This is a genomic window from Achromobacter sp. NPDC058515 (genome assembly GCF_042721735.1).
GTDB lineage: Bacteria > Pseudomonadota > Gammaproteobacteria > Burkholderiales > Burkholderiaceae_B > Achromobacter.
In genome coordinates, this window is the sequence record NZ_JBHXNI010000001.1 from 378,128 (window position 1) to 395,608 (window position 17,481).

Annotated in this window: 21 protein-coding genes; 4 read left to right on the forward strand and 17 right to left on the reverse strand. The window is 62.9% G+C overall.

Annotation, left to right across the window (positions count from 1 at the left end; all coding sequences use genetic code 11):
- Positions 1 to 20: 20 nt before the first annotated feature.
- The 16 genes from rpsQ to ACFWP0_RS01875 all read right to left on the reverse strand — a co-directional run bounded on the left by rpsQ (position 21) and on the right by ACFWP0_RS01875 (position 11,200).
- Positions 21 to 302, reverse strand: a complete 282-nt coding sequence (gene rpsQ / locus ACFWP0_RS01800) for a 30S ribosomal protein S17 (RefSeq protein WP_006216549.1) — start codon at positions 300 to 302, stop codon at positions 21 to 23.
- A 2-nt stretch (positions 303 to 304) separates the two neighbouring features.
- Positions 305 to 496 (reverse strand): 50S ribosomal protein L29, encoded by a 192-nt coding sequence (gene rpmC / locus ACFWP0_RS01805; RefSeq protein ID WP_003806912.1) that lies wholly within the window; start codon positions 494 to 496, stop codon positions 305 to 307.
- An 11-nt stretch (positions 497 to 507) separates the two neighbouring features.
- Entirely contained in the window at positions 508 to 924 is a 417-nt protein-coding gene (gene rplP, locus ACFWP0_RS01810) for a 50S ribosomal protein L16 (protein WP_377839292.1), read from the reverse strand.
- 2 nt (positions 925 to 926) lie between these two features.
- The gene (rpsC, locus tag ACFWP0_RS01815; RefSeq protein WP_377839293.1) at positions 927 to 1,718 is read right to left on the reverse strand and encodes a 30S ribosomal protein S3; all 792 of its coding nucleotides are present in this window, start codon (positions 1,716 to 1,718) and stop codon (positions 927 to 929) included.
- A 9-nt stretch (positions 1,719 to 1,727) separates the two neighbouring features.
- Positions 1,728 to 2,057 carry a 50S ribosomal protein L22 gene (gene rplV, locus ACFWP0_RS01820; RefSeq protein ID WP_006227021.1) on the reverse strand — a complete coding sequence of 110 codons (330 nt, stop codon included), beginning with the start codon at positions 2,055 to 2,057 and terminating at the stop codon, positions 1,728 to 1,730.
- Between the two features lie 3 nt (positions 2,058 to 2,060).
- Positions 2,061 to 2,336, reverse strand: coding sequence for a 30S ribosomal protein S19 (gene rpsS / locus ACFWP0_RS01825; RefSeq protein ID WP_377839294.1), 276 nt, complete (start codon positions 2,334 to 2,336; stop codon positions 2,061 to 2,063).
- A 12-nt stretch (positions 2,337 to 2,348) separates the two neighbouring features.
- On the reverse strand, positions 2,349 to 3,176 hold the full coding sequence (gene rplB, locus ACFWP0_RS01830) for a 50S ribosomal protein L2 (RefSeq protein WP_377839296.1): 828 nt from the start codon (positions 3,174 to 3,176) through the stop codon (positions 2,349 to 2,351).
- Positions 3,177 to 3,473 carry a 50S ribosomal protein L23 gene (gene rplW, locus ACFWP0_RS01835; RefSeq protein ID WP_006216557.1) on the reverse strand — a complete coding sequence of 99 codons (297 nt, stop codon included), beginning with the start codon at positions 3,471 to 3,473 and terminating at the stop codon, positions 3,177 to 3,179.
- On the reverse strand, positions 3,470 to 4,090 hold the full coding sequence (gene rplD / locus ACFWP0_RS01840; RefSeq protein ID WP_006216558.1) for a 50S ribosomal protein L4: 621 nt from the start codon (positions 4,088 to 4,090) through the stop codon (positions 3,470 to 3,472). Before rplD ends, rplW begins: the two co-directional genes overlap by 4 nt.
- 4 nt (positions 4,091 to 4,094) lie before the next feature.
- A complete protein-coding gene (rplC, locus tag ACFWP0_RS01845; RefSeq protein WP_171667071.1) occupies positions 4,095 to 4,784 on the reverse strand; it encodes a 50S ribosomal protein L3 in 690 nt (229 codons plus the stop codon).
- 416 nt (positions 4,785 to 5,200) lie between these two features.
- Positions 5,201 to 5,512, reverse strand: coding sequence for a 30S ribosomal protein S10 (rpsJ, locus tag ACFWP0_RS01850; RefSeq protein ID WP_003806903.1), 312 nt, complete (start codon positions 5,510 to 5,512; stop codon positions 5,201 to 5,203).
- Between the two features lie 74 nt (positions 5,513 to 5,586).
- Positions 5,587 to 6,777 carry an elongation factor Tu gene (gene tuf, locus ACFWP0_RS01855; RefSeq protein WP_377839297.1) on the reverse strand — a complete coding sequence of 397 codons (1,191 nt, stop codon included), beginning with the start codon at positions 6,775 to 6,777 and terminating at the stop codon, positions 5,587 to 5,589.
- A 77-nt stretch (positions 6,778 to 6,854) separates the two neighbouring features.
- Positions 6,855 to 8,957, reverse strand: a complete 2,103-nt coding sequence (gene fusA, locus ACFWP0_RS01860; protein ID WP_377839298.1) for an elongation factor G — start codon at positions 8,955 to 8,957, stop codon at positions 6,855 to 6,857.
- Between the two features lie 18 nt (positions 8,958 to 8,975).
- Positions 8,976 to 9,446 (reverse strand): 30S ribosomal protein S7, encoded by a 471-nt coding sequence (gene rpsG, locus ACFWP0_RS01865; RefSeq protein WP_006216561.1) that lies wholly within the window; start codon positions 9,444 to 9,446, stop codon positions 8,976 to 8,978.
- A 166-nt stretch (positions 9,447 to 9,612) separates the two neighbouring features.
- The gene (gene rpsL / locus ACFWP0_RS01870; RefSeq protein WP_005017264.1) at positions 9,613 to 9,990 is read right to left on the reverse strand and encodes a 30S ribosomal protein S12; all 378 of its coding nucleotides are present in this window, start codon (positions 9,988 to 9,990) and stop codon (positions 9,613 to 9,615) included.
- Positions 9,991 to 10,498: 508 nt separating this feature from the next.
- A complete protein-coding gene (locus tag ACFWP0_RS01875; RefSeq protein ID WP_377839299.1) occupies positions 10,499 to 11,200 on the reverse strand; it encodes a response regulator transcription factor in 702 nt (233 codons plus the stop codon).
- A 260-nt stretch (positions 11,201 to 11,460) separates the two neighbouring features.
- Here ACFWP0_RS01875 and ACFWP0_RS01880 point away from each other — a divergent pair, with 260 nt between their 5' ends.
- From ACFWP0_RS01880 to ACFWP0_RS01890, 3 genes are read left to right on the forward strand one after another with little or no spacing between them, the layout of a single operon-like run.
- Positions 11,461 to 12,177, forward strand: a complete 717-nt coding sequence (locus ACFWP0_RS01880; protein ID WP_377839301.1) for a response regulator transcription factor — start codon at positions 11,461 to 11,463, stop codon at positions 12,175 to 12,177.
- Positions 12,178 to 12,209: 32 nt separating this feature from the next.
- Positions 12,210 to 13,319 (forward strand): FecR domain-containing protein, encoded by a 1,110-nt coding sequence (locus ACFWP0_RS01885; protein WP_377839302.1) that lies wholly within the window; start codon positions 12,210 to 12,212, stop codon positions 13,317 to 13,319.
- A 10-nt stretch (positions 13,320 to 13,329) separates the two neighbouring features.
- A complete protein-coding gene (locus ACFWP0_RS01890) occupies positions 13,330 to 15,633 on the forward strand; it encodes a CHASE2 domain-containing protein (RefSeq protein WP_377839303.1) in 2,304 nt (767 codons plus the stop codon).
- A 5-nt stretch (positions 15,634 to 15,638) separates the two neighbouring features.
- Here the strand turns inward: ACFWP0_RS01890 and ACFWP0_RS01895 are convergent, their stop codons facing one another.
- Positions 15,639 to 16,907 carry a serine/threonine protein kinase gene (locus ACFWP0_RS01895; RefSeq protein WP_377839304.1) on the reverse strand — a complete coding sequence of 423 codons (1,269 nt, stop codon included), beginning with the start codon at positions 16,905 to 16,907 and terminating at the stop codon, positions 15,639 to 15,641.
- Between the two features lie 146 nt (positions 16,908 to 17,053).
- On the opposite strand from ACFWP0_RS01895, the gene ACFWP0_RS01900 reads away from it, so the two are divergent.
- A complete protein-coding gene (locus tag ACFWP0_RS01900) occupies positions 17,054 to 17,449 on the forward strand; it encodes a TssQ family T6SS-associated lipoprotein (protein ID WP_377839305.1) in 396 nt (131 codons plus the stop codon).
- Positions 17,450 to 17,481 lie beyond the last annotated feature (32 nt).

Here is a 17,481-nt window from a genome sequence, read left to right on the forward strand (position 1 = left end):
GTTCCGATGAACTGCTTTACTTAGATGATACGTGCGGCTTCAACCAGACGCACCACACGCCACGACTTCGAGCGCGAGATGGGACGGCCTTCAGCGATTTCAACCGTATCGCCTTCGTTGTACTGGTTCGATTCATCGTGCGCCTTGTACTTCGCGGAGCGCATGATGATCTTGCCGAAGATGGGGTGCTTGACGCGGCGTTCAACCAGAACCACGACAGTCTTGTCCATCTTGTTGCTGACGACCTTGCCAACCAGCGTACGCTGGCGCTTGGCCACTTGGGTGTTTTGAGTTTCGCTCATCTTTATTTCCCTGCCTTCTCGGTCAGCAAGGTACGAACGCGCGCAATGTCGCGACGCACGTTGCGCAGCTGGCTGGTGTTGGCCAGTTGCTGCGTGGCCTTCTGCATACGCAGACCGAATTGTGCCTTCAGCAGGCTTTCGAGCTCTTTGCCGAGCTCGGCGGCATCTTTCGAACGGAGTTCGCTAGCTTTCATGTTAGTACTCCTTAAGCACCGATATGACGCGCGACGAACGTGGTCGAAATCGGCAGCTTGGCAGCGGCCAGGCGGAAAGCTTCACGCGCGAGCTCTTCGCTAACCCCTTCCATTTCGTAGAGCACCTTGCCGGGCTGAATTTCAGCAACCCAGTACTCCGGGTTGCCCTTACCGTTACCCATACGGACTTCGGCAGGCTTATGCGAAATGGGCTTATCCGGGAAAATGCGAATCCAGATACGGCCGCCACGCTTGATGTGACGATTGATAGCACGACGAGCAGCTTCGATCTGACGAGCGGTCAGACGGCCACGGCCGGTGGCCTTCAGACCGTACTCGCCGAACGACACGTGGGTGCCACGGGTCGCCAGACCGGTGTTGCGGCCCTTCTGCTCTTTGCGATACTTTCTGCGAGAGGGTTGCAGCATGGTTATTCTCCTTCAGGCGCCGGAGCAGCATCCGCCTTGCGGGGAGCGCGGCCACGACCACCCGGACGACCGGTGCGAGCACCGTCCGGACGATCACCACGCGGAGCGCGGCGCGGACGACGTTCTTCTTCGCGCGGCGTAGCGGTTTCCGGCGGCAATTCGCCGTTGGCCAGCATATCGCCCTTGTAGACCCAGACCTTGATGCCGATCACGCCATACGTGGTGTGGGCTTCGGAGGTGCCGTAGTCAATGTTGGCCTTGAGGGTGTGCAGCGGCACACGGCCTTCGCGATACCACTCGGTGCGAGCAATTTCGATACCGTTCAGACGGCCCGAGCTCATGATCTTGATGCCTTGGGCACCCAGACGCATGGCGTTCTGCATCGCGCGCTTCATTGCGCGACGGAACATGATGCGCTTCTCGAGCTGTTGCGAGATCGAGTCGGCGATCAGTTGAGCATCGGTTTCCGGCTTGCGGATTTCTTCGATGTTGACGTGCACGGGCACGCCCATCAGGCGCTGCAGATCAGCCTTCAGGCTTTCGATGTCTTCGCCGCGCTTGCCGATCACCACGCCCGGACGAGCCGAGTAGACGGTGATGCGGGCATTCTTGGCGGGACGCTCGATGATCACGCGACCAACGGAGGCGCTCTTGAGCTTCTTTTTCAGGTACTCGCGAACGCGAATGTCTTCGGCCAACATCGTGCCGAAGGCCTTGTCGTCGGCGAACCAACGCGAGGACCAATTACGGGTGACCGCGAGACGGAACCCAGTGGGGTGAATTTTCTGACCCATCGTGACTCCTTAAGCTCCGACCTTGACCGTGATGTGGCAGGTCTGCTTCTCGATACGATTGCCGCGGCCCTTGGCGCGAGCGGAGAAGCGCTTCATCGACTGAGCCTTGTCCACAAAAATCGTGGTGACTTTCAGTTCGTCGATATCGGCGCCGTCGTTGTGCTCGGCGTTGGCGATGGCGGACTCGACAGCCTTCTTCAGGATGACGGCAGCCTTCTTCGGCGAGAAGGTGAGGATCTCCAGCGCACGGCCGACCTTCTGGCCGCGGATCAGGTCCGCAACCAAACGGGTCTTCTGTGCGGAGATGTGAACCCCACGGATAATGGCAGTAGTTTCCATCGCTTACCTCTTCGCCTTCTTGTCCGCGGCGTGACCCTTGAACGTACGGGTCAGCGCGAACTCGCCCAGCTTGTGACCGACCATGTTCTCGTTGATGTACACGGGAACATGCTGCTTGCCGTTGTGCACAGCGATCGTCAGACCGATGAACTCGGGCAGGATCGTGGAACGACGCGACCAGGTCTTGATCGGCTTCTTGTCTTTGCCCGCGACGGCCGAGTCCACCTTTTTGATCAGGTGAGCATCGACAAACGGGCCTTTCTTGATCGAACGTGACATAGTGTTCGCCTCTTACTTGCGCTTGCGCCGTTGGACGATCATATTGTTCGTCCGCTTGTTGCGACGGGTCTTGAAACCCTTCGCCGGAGTACCCCACGGGCTGACCGGTTCGCGTGCTTCACCGGTACGGCCTTCGCCGCCACCGTGCGGGTGGTCCACCGGGTTCATGGCAACGCCACGAACCGTCGGGCGGACACCGCGCCAACGCATTGCACCGGCCTTGCCGATTTGGCGCAGGCTGTGTTCTTCGTTACCGACTTCACCAATGGTGGCGCGGCATTCGATGTGCACACGGCGGACTTCACCCGAGCGCAGACGCACCTGAGCGTAGATGCCTTCGCGAGCCAGCAGGACGGCGGAAGCGCCAGCCGAGCGGACCATCTGAGCACCCTTGCCAGGGATCATCTCGACGCAGTGAATCGTCGTACCCACCGGGATGTTGCGGATCGGCAGCGTGTTGCCGGCGCGGATCGGGGCTTCAATGCCCGACAGCACGGTGGCGCCAACTTCCAGACCACGCGGAGCGATGATGTAACGACGTTCGCCGTCGGCGTAGCACAGCAGAGCAATGTGCGCCGTACGGTTGGGGTCATATTCCAGACGCTCAACCTTCGCCGGGATACCGTCCTTGTCACGACGGAAGTCGACCAGGCGGTAGTGTTGCTTGTGACCGCCGCCACGATGGCGGATCGTGATGTGACCGTTGTTATTACGGCCAGAACCACGGGTCTTCTTTTCCAGCAGCGGCGCGTAGGGCTCACCCTTGTGCAGGTTGGGACTGACAACCTTCACCATGCCACGGCGGCCGGCCGAAGTCGGCTTAACTTTTACGAGGGCCATTTACTTCACCTCCGCAAAGTCGATTTCCTGGCCGTCCTTGAGCGAGACGTAAGCCTTGCGCTCATTACGGCGACGGCCAACGAATCGGCCAAAGCGCTTGACTTTGCCCTTACGGTTGAGGACCTGCACGGACTCGACCTGCACCTTGAAGAGCAGTTCGACGGCAGCCTTGATTTCCGGCTTGGTAGCGTCAGCCACGACACGGAAAGCGACTTGCTGATTCTTCTCAGCGACGAACGTGGCCTTTTCGGTCACGATCGGAGCCAGAATGACTTGCATCAAGCGTTCAGCGTTCATCCCAGCATCTCCTCGAGTTGAGCGATGGCCGGCTTGGTGATCAGCACTTTCTTGTAGTGGACCAGCGACAACGGATCGGCATAACGGGGCTCGACAACGGCAACGTGCGGCAGGTTGCGGGTGGCGAGGTAAACATTCTCATCAACGCTGTCGGTGATGATCAGGACCGAGTCCAGGCCCAGGCTCTTCAGCTTTGCAGCGGCAGCCTTGGTCTTGGGCGATTCCAGATCAAACGATTCGACGACGGCGATGCGGTCTTCACGAGCCAGTTGCGACAGGATCGAACGGATCCCGGCGCGGTACATCTTCTTGTTGACCTTCTGGCTGAAGTTCTCTTCGGGCGAGTTCGGGAAAATCCGACCACCGCCACGCCACAGCGGCGACGAAGTCATACCGGCGCGTGCGCGGCCGGTACCCTTCTGGCGCCAGGGCTTCTTGGTCGAGTGCTTAACTTCGGCACGATCCTTCTGAGCGCGGTTGCCGGCACGGGCATTGGCTTGGAAAGCCACCACGATCTGATGAATCAGAGCTTCGTTGAAGTCACGGCCGAAGATCGTGTCGGGCGCGCTAAACGTAGCAGCGGCCTGACCTTGGTCGTTCAGGAGCTTGAGATCCATTTACTTACGCTCCCTTCTTGGCCGGGGCCTTGATGGCCGGGCGCACGACGATGTCGGCGCCAGCGTGGCCGGGGACAGCGCCCTTGACCAGCAGCAGGCCGCGCTCAACGTCAACGCGAACGACGTCGAGGTTTTGAACGGTGCGGGTGACATCACCCAGGTGACCAGCCATGCGCTTACCGGGGAAAATACGGCCCGGATCTTGTGCTTGGCCAATCGAGCCGGGAACGCGGTGCGAACGGGAGTTACCGTGCGAAGCGCGTTGCGAACCGAAGTGGTGACGCTTGATGGTACCGGCGAAGCCTTTACCAATGGTCGTGCCCGTCACGTCGACCTGTTGGCCGGCTTCGAACACGGATTCCACGGCGATCACGGAACCGGCCGCAAATTCAGCGGCGCGAGCGGGATCAAGGCGGAATTCTTTGAGGATGCTACCGGCTTCAGCGCCGGCTTTGGCGTAGTGGCCCGTTTGCGGCTGAGCCACACGCGAGGCACGACGAGTGCCATAAGCCACCTGGATCGCGGCGTAGCCGTCGGTTTCCAGCGACTTAACTTGGGTCACGCGGTTGTTAGACACGTCCAGCACGGTCACCGGGATGGATTCACCTTCCTCGGTAAAAATGCGGGTCATGCCGACCTTGCGACCCACCAGCCCCAGCCGGTGAGCGGCGGGCGTGGGTGTCGAATTCGACATCGTTTTCTCCATTCCCGACTGCGATTGGTCGGGGCTAATCAGGCAAAAGGTAACGGCCTTTGCCCTACGACTATGTTCAACCTGGACTTGGCTGGGCTATTCCCAAATATCGGGAGTTGCTTGCCCCTTGCCCATAGTTAGACTCGCCACAAAATGGCAAGCTTGGCATATTAGCATGTTTTTTTCAGGCAGCACAAGCACTTAGCCCATTTCGGCGGTGTCGCCGGACGCGCTTTTGCCACAGTCGGTTTTGGACCTGGCGGCAAACCATTCCAATAGCGCCCCACTCGGACAGTAAGCGCCCGCTAACTCAAAACCCGGCACCCGGCGGCCAAAACAAAATGGCCGCATTCCCGAGGGATTGCGGCCATCTTTTCACGAACCTGCCGGCGAAGGTAGCAGGCCCGTCGTGCGCCTTACTGCAGCGCGATTTCGACGTCGACGCCGGCCGGCAGGTCCAGACGCATCAGAGCGTCAACGGTCTTGTCGGTGGGATCAACGATGTCCATCAGGCGCTGATGGGTACGAATTTCGAACTGGTCACGCGACGTCTTGTTGACGTGCGGCGAACGCAGAACGTCGTAGCGGCGGATACGCGTGGGCAGCGGCACCGGGCCGCGGACAACGGCGCCAGTGCGCTTGGCGGTGTCGACGATTTCAGCGGCCGATTGATCGATCAGCTTGTAATCGAAGGCTTTCAAGCGGATACGGATCTTTTGGTTTTTCATGGCGTTTCCTAAAGAACGATAGGCGAGGGCGGGATTGCGCCCTCGCTGGTTGGGTGCTGCTTAACTGATCCGAATTACTTCAGGATCTTGGCGACGACGCCGGCGCCGACGGTGCGACCGCCTTCACGGATGGCGAAGCGCAGGCCTTCTTCCATGGCGATCGGAGCCAACAGCTTGACCGTCATGGCCACGTTGTCGCCCGGCAGAACCATTTCCTTGTCGGCCGGCAGCTCGATCGTGCCCGTCACGTCCGTCGTGCGGAAGTAGAACTGGGGACGATAGCCCTGGAAGAACGGAGTGTGACGGCCGCCTTCTTCCTTGGACAGGATGTACACCTCGGACGTGAAGTCCGTGTGCGGGGTGATCGAGCCCGGCTTGGCCAGAACCTGGCCGCGCTGGACGTCTTCACGCTTGGTGCCGCGCAGCAGGATGCCCACGTTGTCGCCCGCTTGACCTTGGTCGAGCAGCTTGCGGAACATTTCCACGCCGGTGCAGGTCGTCTTGACCGTCGGAACCAGACCGACGATTTCGATTTCTTCGCCGACCTTGACGATGCCGCGTTCGATACGGCCGGTCACCACCGTGCCGCGACCCGAGATCGAGAACACGTCTTCAACCGGCATCAGGAACGAGCCGTCCACGGCGCGCTCAGGCGTCGGGATGTACGAATCCAGCGCGGCGGCCAGGTTCATGATGGCCTGTTCGCCCAGTTCGCCCTTGTCGCCTTCCAGCGCCAGCTTGGCCGAACCCTTGACGATCGGCGTGTCGTCGCCCGGGAAGTCGTACTGCGACAGCCGTTCGCGAACTTCCATTTCCACCCGCTCGAGCAGCTCGGCGTCGTCAACCATGTCAGCCTTGTTCAGGAAGACGATGATGTACGGCACGCCAACCTGGCGGCTCAGCAGGATGTGTTCACGCGTTTGCGGCATCGGGCCGTCAGCGGCCGACACGACCAGGATCGCGCCGTCCATCTGGGCGGCGCCCGTGATCATGTTCTTCACATAGTCAGCGTGGCCCGGGCAGTCAACGTGCGCGTAGTGACGCGCTTCCGTTTCGTACTCGACGTGAGCCGTGTTGATCGTGATGCCGCGAGCCTTTTCTTCAGGAGTCGCATCGATCTGGTCGTAGCCCTTGGCTTCGCCGCCAAACTTGTTCGACAGAACGGTCGTGATCGCCGCCGTCAACGTCGTTTTGCCGTGGTCAACGTGACCAATCGTACCCACGTTCACGTGCGGCTTGGTACGTTCAAACTTGCCTTTTGCCATGATCTCTATCCTTTAACTTTCAAGGAAACTTGATTTCTGCCAGGGCCGCCCGGCTGGGCGGACCTGACAAGGGTTATTTACTTGGCCCGAGCGGCGATGACTTCGTCAGCGACGTTCTTGGGAGCCTCGGAGTAATGCTTGAATTCCATCGTGTACGTGGCACGGCCTTGCGTCAGCGAGCGCAGGTTCGTGGCGTAACCGAACATCTCGGCCAGGGGCACTTCAGCCTTGATGGTCTTGCCGCCGCCAACCATGTCGTCCATGCCTTGAACCATGCCGCGACGCGAGGACAGATCGCCCATCACGGTGCCAGCGTAGTCTTCGGGCGTTTCGACTTCAACGGCCATCATCGGTTCCAGCAGCACGGGGCTGGCCTTGCGCAGACCTTCCTTGAATGCCATGGAGCCGGCCATCTTGAACGCGTTTTCGTTCGAGTCCACATCGTGGTACGAACCGAAGAACAGCGTGACCTTGACGTCGACGATCGGGTAGCCAGCCAACACGCCCGAAGGCAGCGTTTCCTGGATGCCCTTGTCCACCGCGGGGATGTATTCGCGAGGAACCACACCGCCCTTGATGGCGTCCACGAATTCGTAGCCGCCGCCAGGAGCCAACGGCTCGACCTTCAGCACCACGTGACCGTACTGGCCACGGCCGCCCGACTGCTTGACGAACTTGCCTTCAACTTCGTCGCAGGTCTTGCGGATGGTTTCACGGTAGGCCACTTGCGGCTTGCCGACGTTGGCTTCAACGCCGAACTCGCGCTTCATGCGGTCGACCAGAATTTCCAGGTGAAGCTCGCCCATGCCGGAAATGATGGTTTGGCCGGATTCTTCGTCGCTGCGCACGCGGAACGACGGATCTTCCTGAGCCAGACGCGACAGCGCCAGACCCATCTTTTCCTGGTCAGCCTTCGACTTGGGTTCCACGGCCTGCGAAATCACGGGCTCCGGGAAAATCATGCGTTCGAGCAGGATGTGGGAGTCGATGTCGCACAGCGTTTCGCCGGTGGTCACGTCTTTCAGACCCACCACGGCGGCGATGTCGCCTGCCAACACTTCCTTGATTTCTTCGCGGTTGTTCGCGTGCATCTGCAGAATGCGGCCGATACGTTCCTTCTTGCCCTTGATGGGGTTGTAGACCGTATCGCCCGACTTCAGGACGCCCGAGTAAACGCGCACGAAGGTCAATTGACCCACGAACGGATCGCTCATCAGCTTGAACGCCAGAGCCGAGAACTTCTCGCTGTCGTCAGCCGAACGCTTGACGGGATTGCCGTCGTCGTCCATGCCGTCGACCGGGGGAATGTCCACAGGCGAAGGCAGGTAGTCGATGACTGCGTCCAGCATGCGCTGCACGCCCTTGTTCTTGAACGCGGTGCCGCACAGCATCGGCTGGATTTCGCCGGCGATGGTGCGTTGGCGGATGGCCAGGTTGATTTCGGCTTCGTCCAAGTCACCCGTTTCCAGGTACTTGTTCATCAGCTCTTCCGACGACTCGGCGGCGGCTTCAACCAGCTTTTCACGCCATTCGTTCGCCAGGCCTTCCAGCTCAGCCGGAACGTCCTTGTAGTCGAACTTGGTGCCTTGGCTGGCTTCGTCCCAAATGATCGCCTTCATCTTGACCAGGTCGACCACGCCTTGGAACGTGTCTTCGGCGCCGATGGGGATGACGATCGGCACGGGATTGGCGCGCAGGCGGTTCTTCAGCTGGTCATAGACCTTGAAGAAGTTGGCGCCGGTGCGGTCCATCTTGTTGACGAAGGCCAGACGCGGCACGCCGTACTTGTTGGCTTGGCGCCAGACGGTTTCGGACTGGGGCTGAACACCGCCCACCGCGCAGTAAACCATGCAAGCACCGTCCAGGACGCGCATGGAACGTTCCACCTCGATGGTGAAGTCCACGTGTCCCGGGGTGTCGATGATGTTGATGCGGTGCTCGGGGTAGTTGCCGGCCATGCCACGCCAAAACGCCGTCGTAGCAGCCGACGTAATGGTGATGCCACGCTCTTGCTCTTGCTCCATCCAGTCCATGGTGGCTGCGCCATCATGCACTTCGCCAATCTTGTGATTGACGCCGGTGTAGAACAGGATACGTTCGGTCGTGGTGGTTTTCCCTGCATCGATGTGCGCAGAGATACCAATGTTGCGATAGCGCTCGATCGGGGTTTTGCGGGCCATGGTGGATTAGTCCTTAAATTACCAGCGGAAATGGCTGAAGGCCTTGTTGGCCTCTGCCATCTTGTGCGTGTCTTCGCGCTTCTTCATCGCGGCGCCACGACCTTCGGAGGCGTCGATCAGTTCGCCAGCAAGACGCAGATCCATCGACTTCTCGCCACGCTTCTTGGCGGCTTCACGGAGCCAACGCATAGCCAGGGCCAGGCGGCGCACGGGGCGCACTTCAACCGGCACTTGGTAGTTGGCACCGCCAACGCGGCGGCTCTTCACTTCGACGATCGGCTTGATGTTGTTGATCGCCAGGCTGAAAACTTCGATCGGCTCTTTGCCGGTCTTGGTTTGCACTTGCTCGAGGGCGCCATAGACGATGCGCTCGGCGACGGCCTTCTTGCCGTCCAGCATGACGACGTTCATGAACTTGGCGAGTTCGACGCTGCCGAACTTGGGATCGGGCAGAATCTCGCGCTTGGGTACTTCGCGACGACGGGGCATTGTTGCTTCCTTGTGTCTGTTCAGTTGAACCGTGTTTCATTACACGGCCATGGCCGTCCATTGGGACGACCCCTTACGTGCCGCGCACCTTCCCATCATCTGGACGGCGCGGTCGCACTTCCCTAGTGACGGACTTCCGCCACGCGGGGGTACTGCTGACTCGTTATTAAGCCTTCTTCGGGCGCTTGGCGCCGTACTTCGAGCGGGCTTGCTTACGATCCTTGACGCCTTGCAGGTCGAGGGAACCGCGCACGATGTGATAACGCACACCGGGCAAGTCCTTCACACGACCGCCACGCACCAGAACCACCGAGTGCTCTTGCAGGTTGTGGCCTTCGCCGCCGATGTACGAAATGACTTCGTAACCGTTGGTCAGACGCACTTTGGCAACCTTGCGCAGAGCGGAGTTCGGCTTCTTGGGGGTGGTGGTGTACACGCGAGTGCACACGCCGCGGCGTTGCGGGCAGTTTTCGAGCGCGGGGCTCTTGCTTTTGATGATGCTGACTTCGCGCGGCTTGCGCACGAGTTGGCTAATGGTAGGCATGACCTTTGAAATCCCTTTTACGTACCACTGGTAAGTACTTACGTACTCGTCTCCTCAAGAGTGTTCTTTCGGAGAAGGCAGTTCGCGCAAAACCGCCTCAAACGTTCGTATACGTAAAAGAGCGGGCTTGCCAACAAACCATGACAAACGCACAAAACCGGATGCGGCCAGAAAACAGTCGGACTGATGGGCCCAAAAACAAAAGGCTCGTGACGCACCTTGGTTTCCGGACCCTGAACTGTTTACCTGAGGCGTACAGATTTTGCGCGCGAAATAAAGCAGTAAGCCCTTTAGCATAACTGAGATCAAGGCGTACTGTCAAAGTTTTTTGTAAGTGCAGCGCAGCGGCGCGTTGCCGGCAAAAGACGGCCAGTTAGGCGCGGCTCGTGAAAATTGGGGCCATGTACGCGGAAAATCCGGATCACGAGGCCGGCGGTCCGGCAAGACAACCCGAGGGCAATCCCTGCCCTCGCGAACGCGCACGGACCAGTGTACTCGCCGCCGGAGGCTACCGGTCGGCAAACAGGTAGCCGCTGCCGTAAACCGTGCGGATCGGCAGCATGACGCCCGCCAGTTCGGCCTTGCGGCGCAAGCGGCTGACGATGACGTCGATGCTGCGGGAGCTGCTGGCGCGCACGCCGCCGCCTTCCGCCTGCAGTCCGGCGCCCAGCTCGTCGCGCCCGACCGCCCTGCCCGCCACCTCCAGCAGCGCGCGCACGATCAAACGTTCGTTGGCTGACAGCGAGATGGCCGTCCCCGAGGGCGCAGCCAGGGTCCAGCCCTGGTCGCGCAGTTCCCATTGCCCGGTCGCGGTCTCCTCGGCCTGGGACATGGCTTCCGTGGCGGGCAGGCGGCGCGCCAGCGAGAGCAGGATGCAAGCCAGTTCCCGCGGGTCCTGCGGGTCGGGCAGGCAGGCGTCGGCGCCGCTCTGCAGGCAACGCAAGCGGCTGTCGACCGACATGCCCTGGCCGGCCACGACGATGCCCAGGGGCGCCGAGCCGCGCAGCCGGGCCACGAGGGCATAGCCGATTTCGCCCGAGGCTCCAATATCGAGGACGACGGCATCGCAGCCGCCGCCGTGGAGCAAGCCGAACAATTCGAGAGAGGTCGAGCAGCCGCGAGCCGATATCCCGGCCTGCAACAAGGTGGACACCGCAGTGCTGCGGGAGACTTCGTCCGGCGACATCATAAGTATGCGCAATTGATTCATATCTATTCCACTTAGCGTTCCCGCCCCTTGCACCGCCTGCTGTGGCCGCGGCTGGTGAAATGGTTGAGACAGTGTGGCGCGGTGTTGCGCAACAACTCCAGTCAAGATTCGTTAACTTTGCAATGTTTGACAGTTCTTGCCATAACGTAGCCAGCACCCGCGCCACCCGAGTTATCATTCGTTTACATAATTTCCTCACCCCTCTTGCAGTAGGGCGCCGCAGGGCGCGCTTGCGTAAAACCTTCGCGAGAACCCGTCTGATGAAAATCGCGTCGCTGGAAGACGACCTGGATCAGGCCCGACGCATCCAGCAAGTTCTGACCACCGCTGGATATGCCTGCGCCAGTTACCAGCAGAGCCGAGATCTGCTGGCCGCCCTGCGCACCGAGAATTTCGACCTGGTGCTACTGGACTGGCATCTGCCCGATATCGACGGCGACGATGTGGTGCGCTGGTTGCGCGCCAATATCGGCGCTCGGATCCCCGTCATCTTCCTGACCAACCGGTCCAGCGAGGACGATCTGGTGGAAGGCCTGCGCGCCGGCGCGGACGACTACATCGTCAAGCCCATGCGTCCCCTGGAGTTGTTGGCCCGCGTCGCCGCATTGCTGCGGCGCAGCCAGATCGCGGAACCGGTCAACGATGCGTTCGAGGTCGCGCGCTACCGGATCGAGCCCGCGGCGCGCGCCATCTCGCTCGACGGCGCCGCCGTCCCCCTGGCGCCAAAGGAGTTCGAGCTGGCCCTGCTGTTTTTCCGCAACCAGGGCCGGCTCATGTCGCGCGACGTGCTGGCGGAATGCGTCTGGAACCGGGAAATTCCCGCCACCTCGCGCACGCTGGATACCCACCTCTCGAACATCCGGCAAAAGCTTCAACTGCGCCCCGAACATGGCGTGCGCCTGACATCCTCTTATGCGCTTGGCTACCGGCTGGAACTGATCAGCCCGTCCGAAGACAACTTGGGCAGTCCGCCCTAGCTGCGTTGCGTATCCCTGGAGAACCGATTGCCATGAGCCGCTTTCGCGCGCTTTCTTTGCTTGCCCTGCTTTCCTGCCTCACGCTGGGCGCCCCCGCCCGCAGCCAGCCCGCCGGCGCATTGGGCGACGACTTCATCTATCGCGTGCGCCAGGGCGATACCCTGATCAACCTTGCGGCCCAATACACGCGCAACCAGGCCAACTGGAGCCGGTTGCAGACGCTGAACCAGATCGTCACGCCGGAGCGGCTGCCGATCGGGCTGGAACTGCACATCCCCCTTTCGATGATTCCCGTGCGCGACGCGCAAGCGCGCGTGGTTCACGTCAGCGGCCAGGCCGACCTGGACGGCAAGTCCGTGCAGCCTGGCGCGCCCGTGGCGGAGGGCAGCACCGTCGTCACCGCCCCCAACGGCTTTGTCACGCTGGAGCTGGCAGACGGCTCCAAGCTCACCCTGCCGTCCGACGGTTCGGTCGAATTGACCCGCTTGCGGCAATTTGAAGGCACCGCGCTGACCGATTCGGTCATCAATGTGCGGCGCGGGAGCGTCGAGTCGTCCGTCGCCCCCGCCGGAAACGGCGTAGGCCGCTTCGAGATCCGTACCCCCGTCGCGGTCACCGGCGTGCGCGGCACGCGGTTCCGCGTGCAAAGCAGCGCCCAGGGCGCGCAAAGCGAAGTGCTGGAAGGCAGCGTGCGCCTGCAGGCCCATGCGCCCGGCGCGGCGCCAGCCAAGCCCGTTGCCGTGGCCGAGGGCTACGGCGCCGCGATCGGCGCCGACGGCAGCCTCTCGGGAGTGCGCCCGCTGCTCAAGGCGCCGCAGCTAGGCGATCCGGTGCGCGCAGGCGGCGGCTCCTGGACCAGCGCCTTCGCCCCCGTGGCTGGCGCGCAAGGCTATCTGGTGCGCGTCTCGCGCGATGCCGAAGGCGCCCTGCCGGTGTCGTCGGTCAGCTTTCCCAGCAGCGACATCCGCTTCACCGCGCCCGGGCCCGGCACCTTTTACGTGTCGGTGCGCGCCGTCGACAACCTGGGTTTGAGCGGGCAGGATGCGGTCCGCACCTTCGAAGGCGCGAACGCGCTGATAACTTCGTTCGGGCTCAGCGTCGGCAGCGGCTCGGGCGGACTCGTGACGCTTACCGAGTACTAGGCCTCGTTCCATGGCCGACGCCGCCGACTCCCTGGACAGGCCCTCGCGCTCGGGGCTTTGGTTGACGGTGGCGCTGGCGGTGCTGGCCGCCGCCCTGGGATCGTTCAATGGGCTCGGCCGCCTCGACCAGGTTCTTTACGACCGCGCGGTGATGATGAGCGGGCGCGCCCCCGATCCCGAAATCCTGATCGTGGCGATCGACGACGCAAGCATCGACGCGCTGGGACGCTGGCCCTGGCGGCGCGCGATCCACGCCGCGCTGCTGGACCGCCTTGGCGGCGCTCGCGCCGTGGGGCTGGACCTGATCTTCGCCGAACCCGACACGGTCAATCCCAACGACGACCTCCTCCTGGCCGACAGCATCCGGCGCAACGGACACACCGTCCTGCCGGTGGTGCTGGACCGCCTCAATGGCCCCACCGCCATCGGCCTGCCCATTCCGGAACTGGCGCGTGTCGCGGCCTCCAGCGGCTTTATCAACGCCCACATCGACCCCGACGGCGTGGTGCGCGAAGCCGCGCTGACGGCACAGTTCGCCGGCGACCGCAGAATCCATATGGCCCTCTCGATGCTGGAAGTCGGCGGCGAAGCGGAGCGGGCGCAGCGCCTGCTCGAACGCGCCAATCCGGACGGCCGCATCCTGATCCCCTACTCCGGCGCGCCCGCCCACACGCGCACCGTGTCCTATCTGTCCGTTCTGCGCGGCGACGTGCCGCCGGAAGCGCTGCGCGGCAAGTATGTGCTGGTGGGCGCCTGGGCCACGGGTTTGGGCGACGCCTATCCGACGCCGGTATCGCATGATGTCAGCGGCATATCGGGCGTGGAGATCGTCGCCAATGTGCTGCAGGCCGCACGCGACGACATCGCCTACCAGCGTCCGCCGGCCTGGTGGAATGCGCTGTTCTCGGCGTTGCCCGTGCTGCTGGCCTGCCTGGCCTTGTGGCGGCTGTCGCCCAAGCAGGCGCTGCTGATCAACGTCGCGCTGTTCGCCGGCGTGCTGCTGGCTGCGTGGCTGCTGCTGGCGCACGCCTACCTGTGGTTTGCCCCGACGGCGGCGCTGGCCGGCGTCGCGCTGAGCTATCCGCTATGGAGCTGGCGCAGCCAGGAAGCCGCGTTGCGCTACATGGACAATGAGCTGCGCCGCCTGCAACGCGAATACCCGCCGGTGCTCAATGAAGCCCGCGCCCAGCCGGCCGGCGCCAGCGCATCGCTGGAAAGCCGGGTCGGCGAATTGCAACGCGCACTGGCGCGCGTGCGCAACCTGCGACGGTTCCTGGCCGACGGGCTGGATGGGATGCCTGACGCGACGCTGGTCTTCGATCAGGACGGCCGCATGCAGTTCCGCAACCAGGCGGCCGTCATGTATTTCCAGCGGCTCGGCATACGCCCTCCCCGCGTCGGGCACCCCGCCACGCATCTGCTTGAAAGAACCATATCCGACGAAGGCACTCGGCATCGCGTGGCCGAGGCGCTACGGGGTCAAAGCCTTGTCGACACCGCGTTGCCGTGGAGCGCCGACCTGGAGGTGCGCGATAACGCGGGACGCGACCTGATCCTGAAATGCGCCCCCATCCATACCGCCGAAGGCCACTTCGCCGGCACGGTGGCCACACTGACCGACATCTCGCGCATCCGCCAGGCAGAGCGTCATCGCGAGGAGACCCTGCGCTTCATCTCCCACGACATGCGCGCCCCCCAAAGCTCCATCCTGGCGCTCGTCGAAATGAAGCAGGACGAGAGCTCTCCCGACAGCCAGGGAGAAACCCTCAAGCGCATTGCGATGCTGGCAAACCGCACGCTGCGTCTGGTCGATGACTTCGTCCATCTGACGCGGGCCGAGTCCATGGCGATCAGCGCGACAGAGCTGGATCTGGGGAGTCTGCTGCAGGACGGCGTCGACGAGTTCTGGGCCTCTGCCCACAAGCGCGACATCACGCTCGGCCTCAAGACGCCGCTGCCCGTCGCCTACACCCGCGGCGATCAAATGCTGCTGATGCGCGCCCTGTGCAACCTGATCGACAACGCGATCAAATACAGCCCTGCCGGCACGCGCATTGAATGCGGCATCGATGAGGAGCCCGGTTTTTGGCGGGTAAGCATACGAGACCAGGGCCAAGGCATTGCGGCGGGAGATCTGGCGAGCTTGTTCGAGCCCTTCTCGCGCGTGGGCGCCGAAACCCGCGGCGATGTCGGCGGCGCGGGCCTGGGGCTGGCGTTCGTGCGCACGGTGGCCGAACGCCACGGCGGATCCGTCAAGGTCAGCAGCGAACCGGGGGTCGGTTCGGTCTTTATGCTGCGCCTGCCCGCCGCGTAAGCCCCTTACTGGAAGGCGTGCGAAATGACCGCGGGCTTGCCCGCCTTGATTTCCAGCGTCGCGCGGTATGGCGGCAGATCGGCATTGCGCAACACCACCTGATACTTGCCCGGAATCAGCTTGATCTCCTTGACGGGCGGACTGATGCCGCGCGCCACGCCGTTGATCCACACCTCGCCCCAAGGACGGATGTCCAGCCGCACGGTAACCGGGACCGGCTTGGGCTTGGGCGCTTCTTCGACCACGGCAGGCGCCTCGGCGGGGGCCTGCGCGGCGGGCGCCTGGGGCGGCGGCGCGAGCGCCACTGCGGCGGGATCGGATGGCGGGGCCGGGCTGTCCGCGGCGGCGCCCGTGCCCCCCTGGGTCAGAGGCGGCAAATCGCCAGGCGGCTGAGACGCCGCGGATGGCGGAACCGCCGGCGGCGCGTTGGCCGGGGGAACCGCTTGCGGCAAGGGGTGCACGACGGGCGGATTCGGCTGGACGACTTCCGAACGGGTAATCAGCGCATTGGGCGTTCCCATGCCCGATTGGAACCACGCGTACATGCCCGCGCCGATGAGCGCCACGATCAGCAGCAGCGCCAGCAAGGGCCGGCGTCCGCGGGCAGGCTTGCCGGTCTCCGGGGGGACTGCCGCAGCCGCGGCGTAGGCCGAGCCATCGCCGGCATCGGCAGCGGCCGGGGCGGGTTCGATGTACGCCGCCACATCCAGCAGGCCCGCCAGCTCGGCCAGCGTTTGCGGCCGGTCCTGGGGAGTCATCGACAGGCCCGCATCGATGACGCGCAGGAAGTCCTGTCCATACTTGTTCAGTCCCTGCGCCGCCAGGGGTTGGTAGGTATCCCTTGCGCGGCGTTCAGGCGCAGGCGGCGGCCGGCTGCCTGTCACGAGCGCATGGACCACCGCGCACAGGGCGTAGATATCGCTCCATGGACCGCGCGGCCATTCCATCGAATCGGTGTACAGCTCAAATGGCGCAAAGCCGGGGGTCGGCGTCCTGCTGGCGCGGCGCGAGCGCGCCACCACCAGTTCGGGCAGCAGGTGGGCGCGGGCGCCCTCGTCCATGCCCACGGTTTCCAGGGAGATGTCGCCGCAGATTTCGCCTTGCGCATGCAAGGCGATCAGAGAGGGCAGCAGATCGGACAAAAGCCGCTTGATGCGCGTTTCAGGAACGCCGCCCGCCGCGCTGGCGGCGATGGCGCTCAACGGGCGCAGGGCGAGCGGCGCGGCGCCGGAAAAGGGGCCACGCGGCGTCAGCAAGCCGGCGGAAGAAGACATGATCGAGACTGCGCCAGAACGGGTTTAAGGGTTGATAGGCCGAATATTATCCAATCCGCAACATAAGGACATTGCCGAAAATGTCCGAGCGCATCAGGCTGTGGCACGATAGCGTATCGCCCCGCCACTCTACATCTTTGGAAGCCATGAAAATTCGCGTTCTGAGCAGTCTGCTTGGCTTATCTGCCGTACTGGCAGGTTGCGCCGGCATCACGACCTTGCAGCCCGAAAGCCCGCCGAGCGCCGAAGCACTGGATCAGCTGCAGCAGGTGCGCGACCAGTACGCCGCCGGCCGCTACGGCGAAGTCATCCGCAGCGTGGCCACCTCCGATACCCTGGCGTCCTCCACCAAGGCGGTGCGCATCGAAGCCTACAAGCTCCAGGCGTTCAGCTACTGCGTCACGCGCTATACGCAGCTTTGCGAAGACAGCTTCGCGCGCATTCTCAGCCTGGATCCCGCCTTTGAACTGGCCGCCAACGAAGCCGGCCATCCGGCCTGGGGGCCCGTCTTCCAGCGCGCCCGCGCGCAGGCCGCCAGGTAGTCTTCCCGCACCCTTGCACCCGCATGTAAAAA

Bases quoted from the DNA above. Each gene is read 5' to 3' on its own strand.
- rpsG (WP_006216561.1), bottom strand. From the start codon at position 9,446: ATGCCCCGTCGTCGCGAAGTACCCAAGCGCGAGATTCTGCCCGATCCC.
- rpsC (WP_377839293.1), bottom strand. From the start codon at position 1,718: ATGGGTCAGAAAATTCACCCCACTGGGTTCCGTCTCGCGGTCACCCGT.
- ACFWP0_RS01900 (WP_377839305.1), top strand. From the start codon at position 17,054: ATGAAAATTCGCGTTCTGAGCAGTCTGCTTGGCTTATCTGCCGTACTG.
- ACFWP0_RS01875 (WP_377839299.1), bottom strand. From the start codon at position 11,200: ATGAATCAATTGCGCATACTTATGATGTCGCCGGACGAAGTCTCCCGC.
- rplW (WP_006216557.1), bottom strand. From the start codon at position 3,473: ATGAACGCTGAACGCTTGATGCAAGTCATTCTGGCTCCGATCGTGACC.
- rpsS (WP_377839294.1), bottom strand. From the start codon at position 2,336: ATGTCACGTTCGATCAAGAAAGGCCCGTTTGTCGATGCTCACCTGATC.
- rpmC (WP_003806912.1), bottom strand. From the start codon at position 496: ATGAAAGCTAGCGAACTCCGTTCGAAAGATGCCGCCGAGCTCGGCAAA.
- rplC (WP_171667071.1), bottom strand. From the start codon at position 4,784: ATGTCGAATTCGACACCCACGCCCGCCGCTCACCGGCTGGGGCTGGTG.
- rplB (WP_377839296.1), bottom strand. From the start codon at position 3,176: ATGGCCCTCGTAAAAGTTAAGCCGACTTCGGCCGGCCGCCGTGGCATG.
- rplD (WP_006216558.1), bottom strand. From the start codon at position 4,090: ATGGATCTCAAGCTCCTGAACGACCAAGGTCAGGCCGCTGCTACGTTT.
- rpsQ (WP_006216549.1), bottom strand. From the start codon at position 302: ATGAGCGAAACTCAAAACACCCAAGTGGCCAAGCGCCAGCGTACGCTG.
- rplP (WP_377839292.1), bottom strand. From the start codon at position 924: ATGCTGCAACCCTCTCGCAGAAAGTATCGCAAAGAGCAGAAGGGCCGC.
- rpsJ (WP_003806903.1), bottom strand. From the start codon at position 5,512: ATGAAAAACCAAAAGATCCGTATCCGCTTGAAAGCCTTCGATTACAAG.
- ACFWP0_RS01890 (WP_377839303.1), top strand. From the start codon at position 13,330: ATGGCCGACGCCGCCGACTCCCTGGACAGGCCCTCGCGCTCGGGGCTT.
- rplV (WP_006227021.1), bottom strand. From the start codon at position 2,057: ATGGAAACTACTGCCATTATCCGTGGGGTTCACATCTCCGCACAGAAG.
- ACFWP0_RS01885 (WP_377839302.1), top strand. From the start codon at position 12,210: ATGAGCCGCTTTCGCGCGCTTTCTTTGCTTGCCCTGCTTTCCTGCCTC.
- fusA (WP_377839298.1), bottom strand. From the start codon at position 8,957: ATGGCCCGCAAAACCCCGATCGAGCGCTATCGCAACATTGGTATCTCT.
- ACFWP0_RS01895 (WP_377839304.1), bottom strand. From the start codon at position 16,907: ATGTCTTCTTCCGCCGGCTTGCTGACGCCGCGTGGCCCCTTTTCCGGC.
- tuf (WP_377839297.1), bottom strand. From the start codon at position 6,777: ATGGCAAAAGGCAAGTTTGAACGTACCAAGCCGCACGTGAACGTGGGT.
- rpsL (WP_005017264.1), bottom strand. From the start codon at position 9,990: ATGCCTACCATTAGCCAACTCGTGCGCAAGCCGCGCGAAGTCAGCATC.
- ACFWP0_RS01880 (WP_377839301.1), top strand. From the start codon at position 11,461: ATGAAAATCGCGTCGCTGGAAGACGACCTGGATCAGGCCCGACGCATC.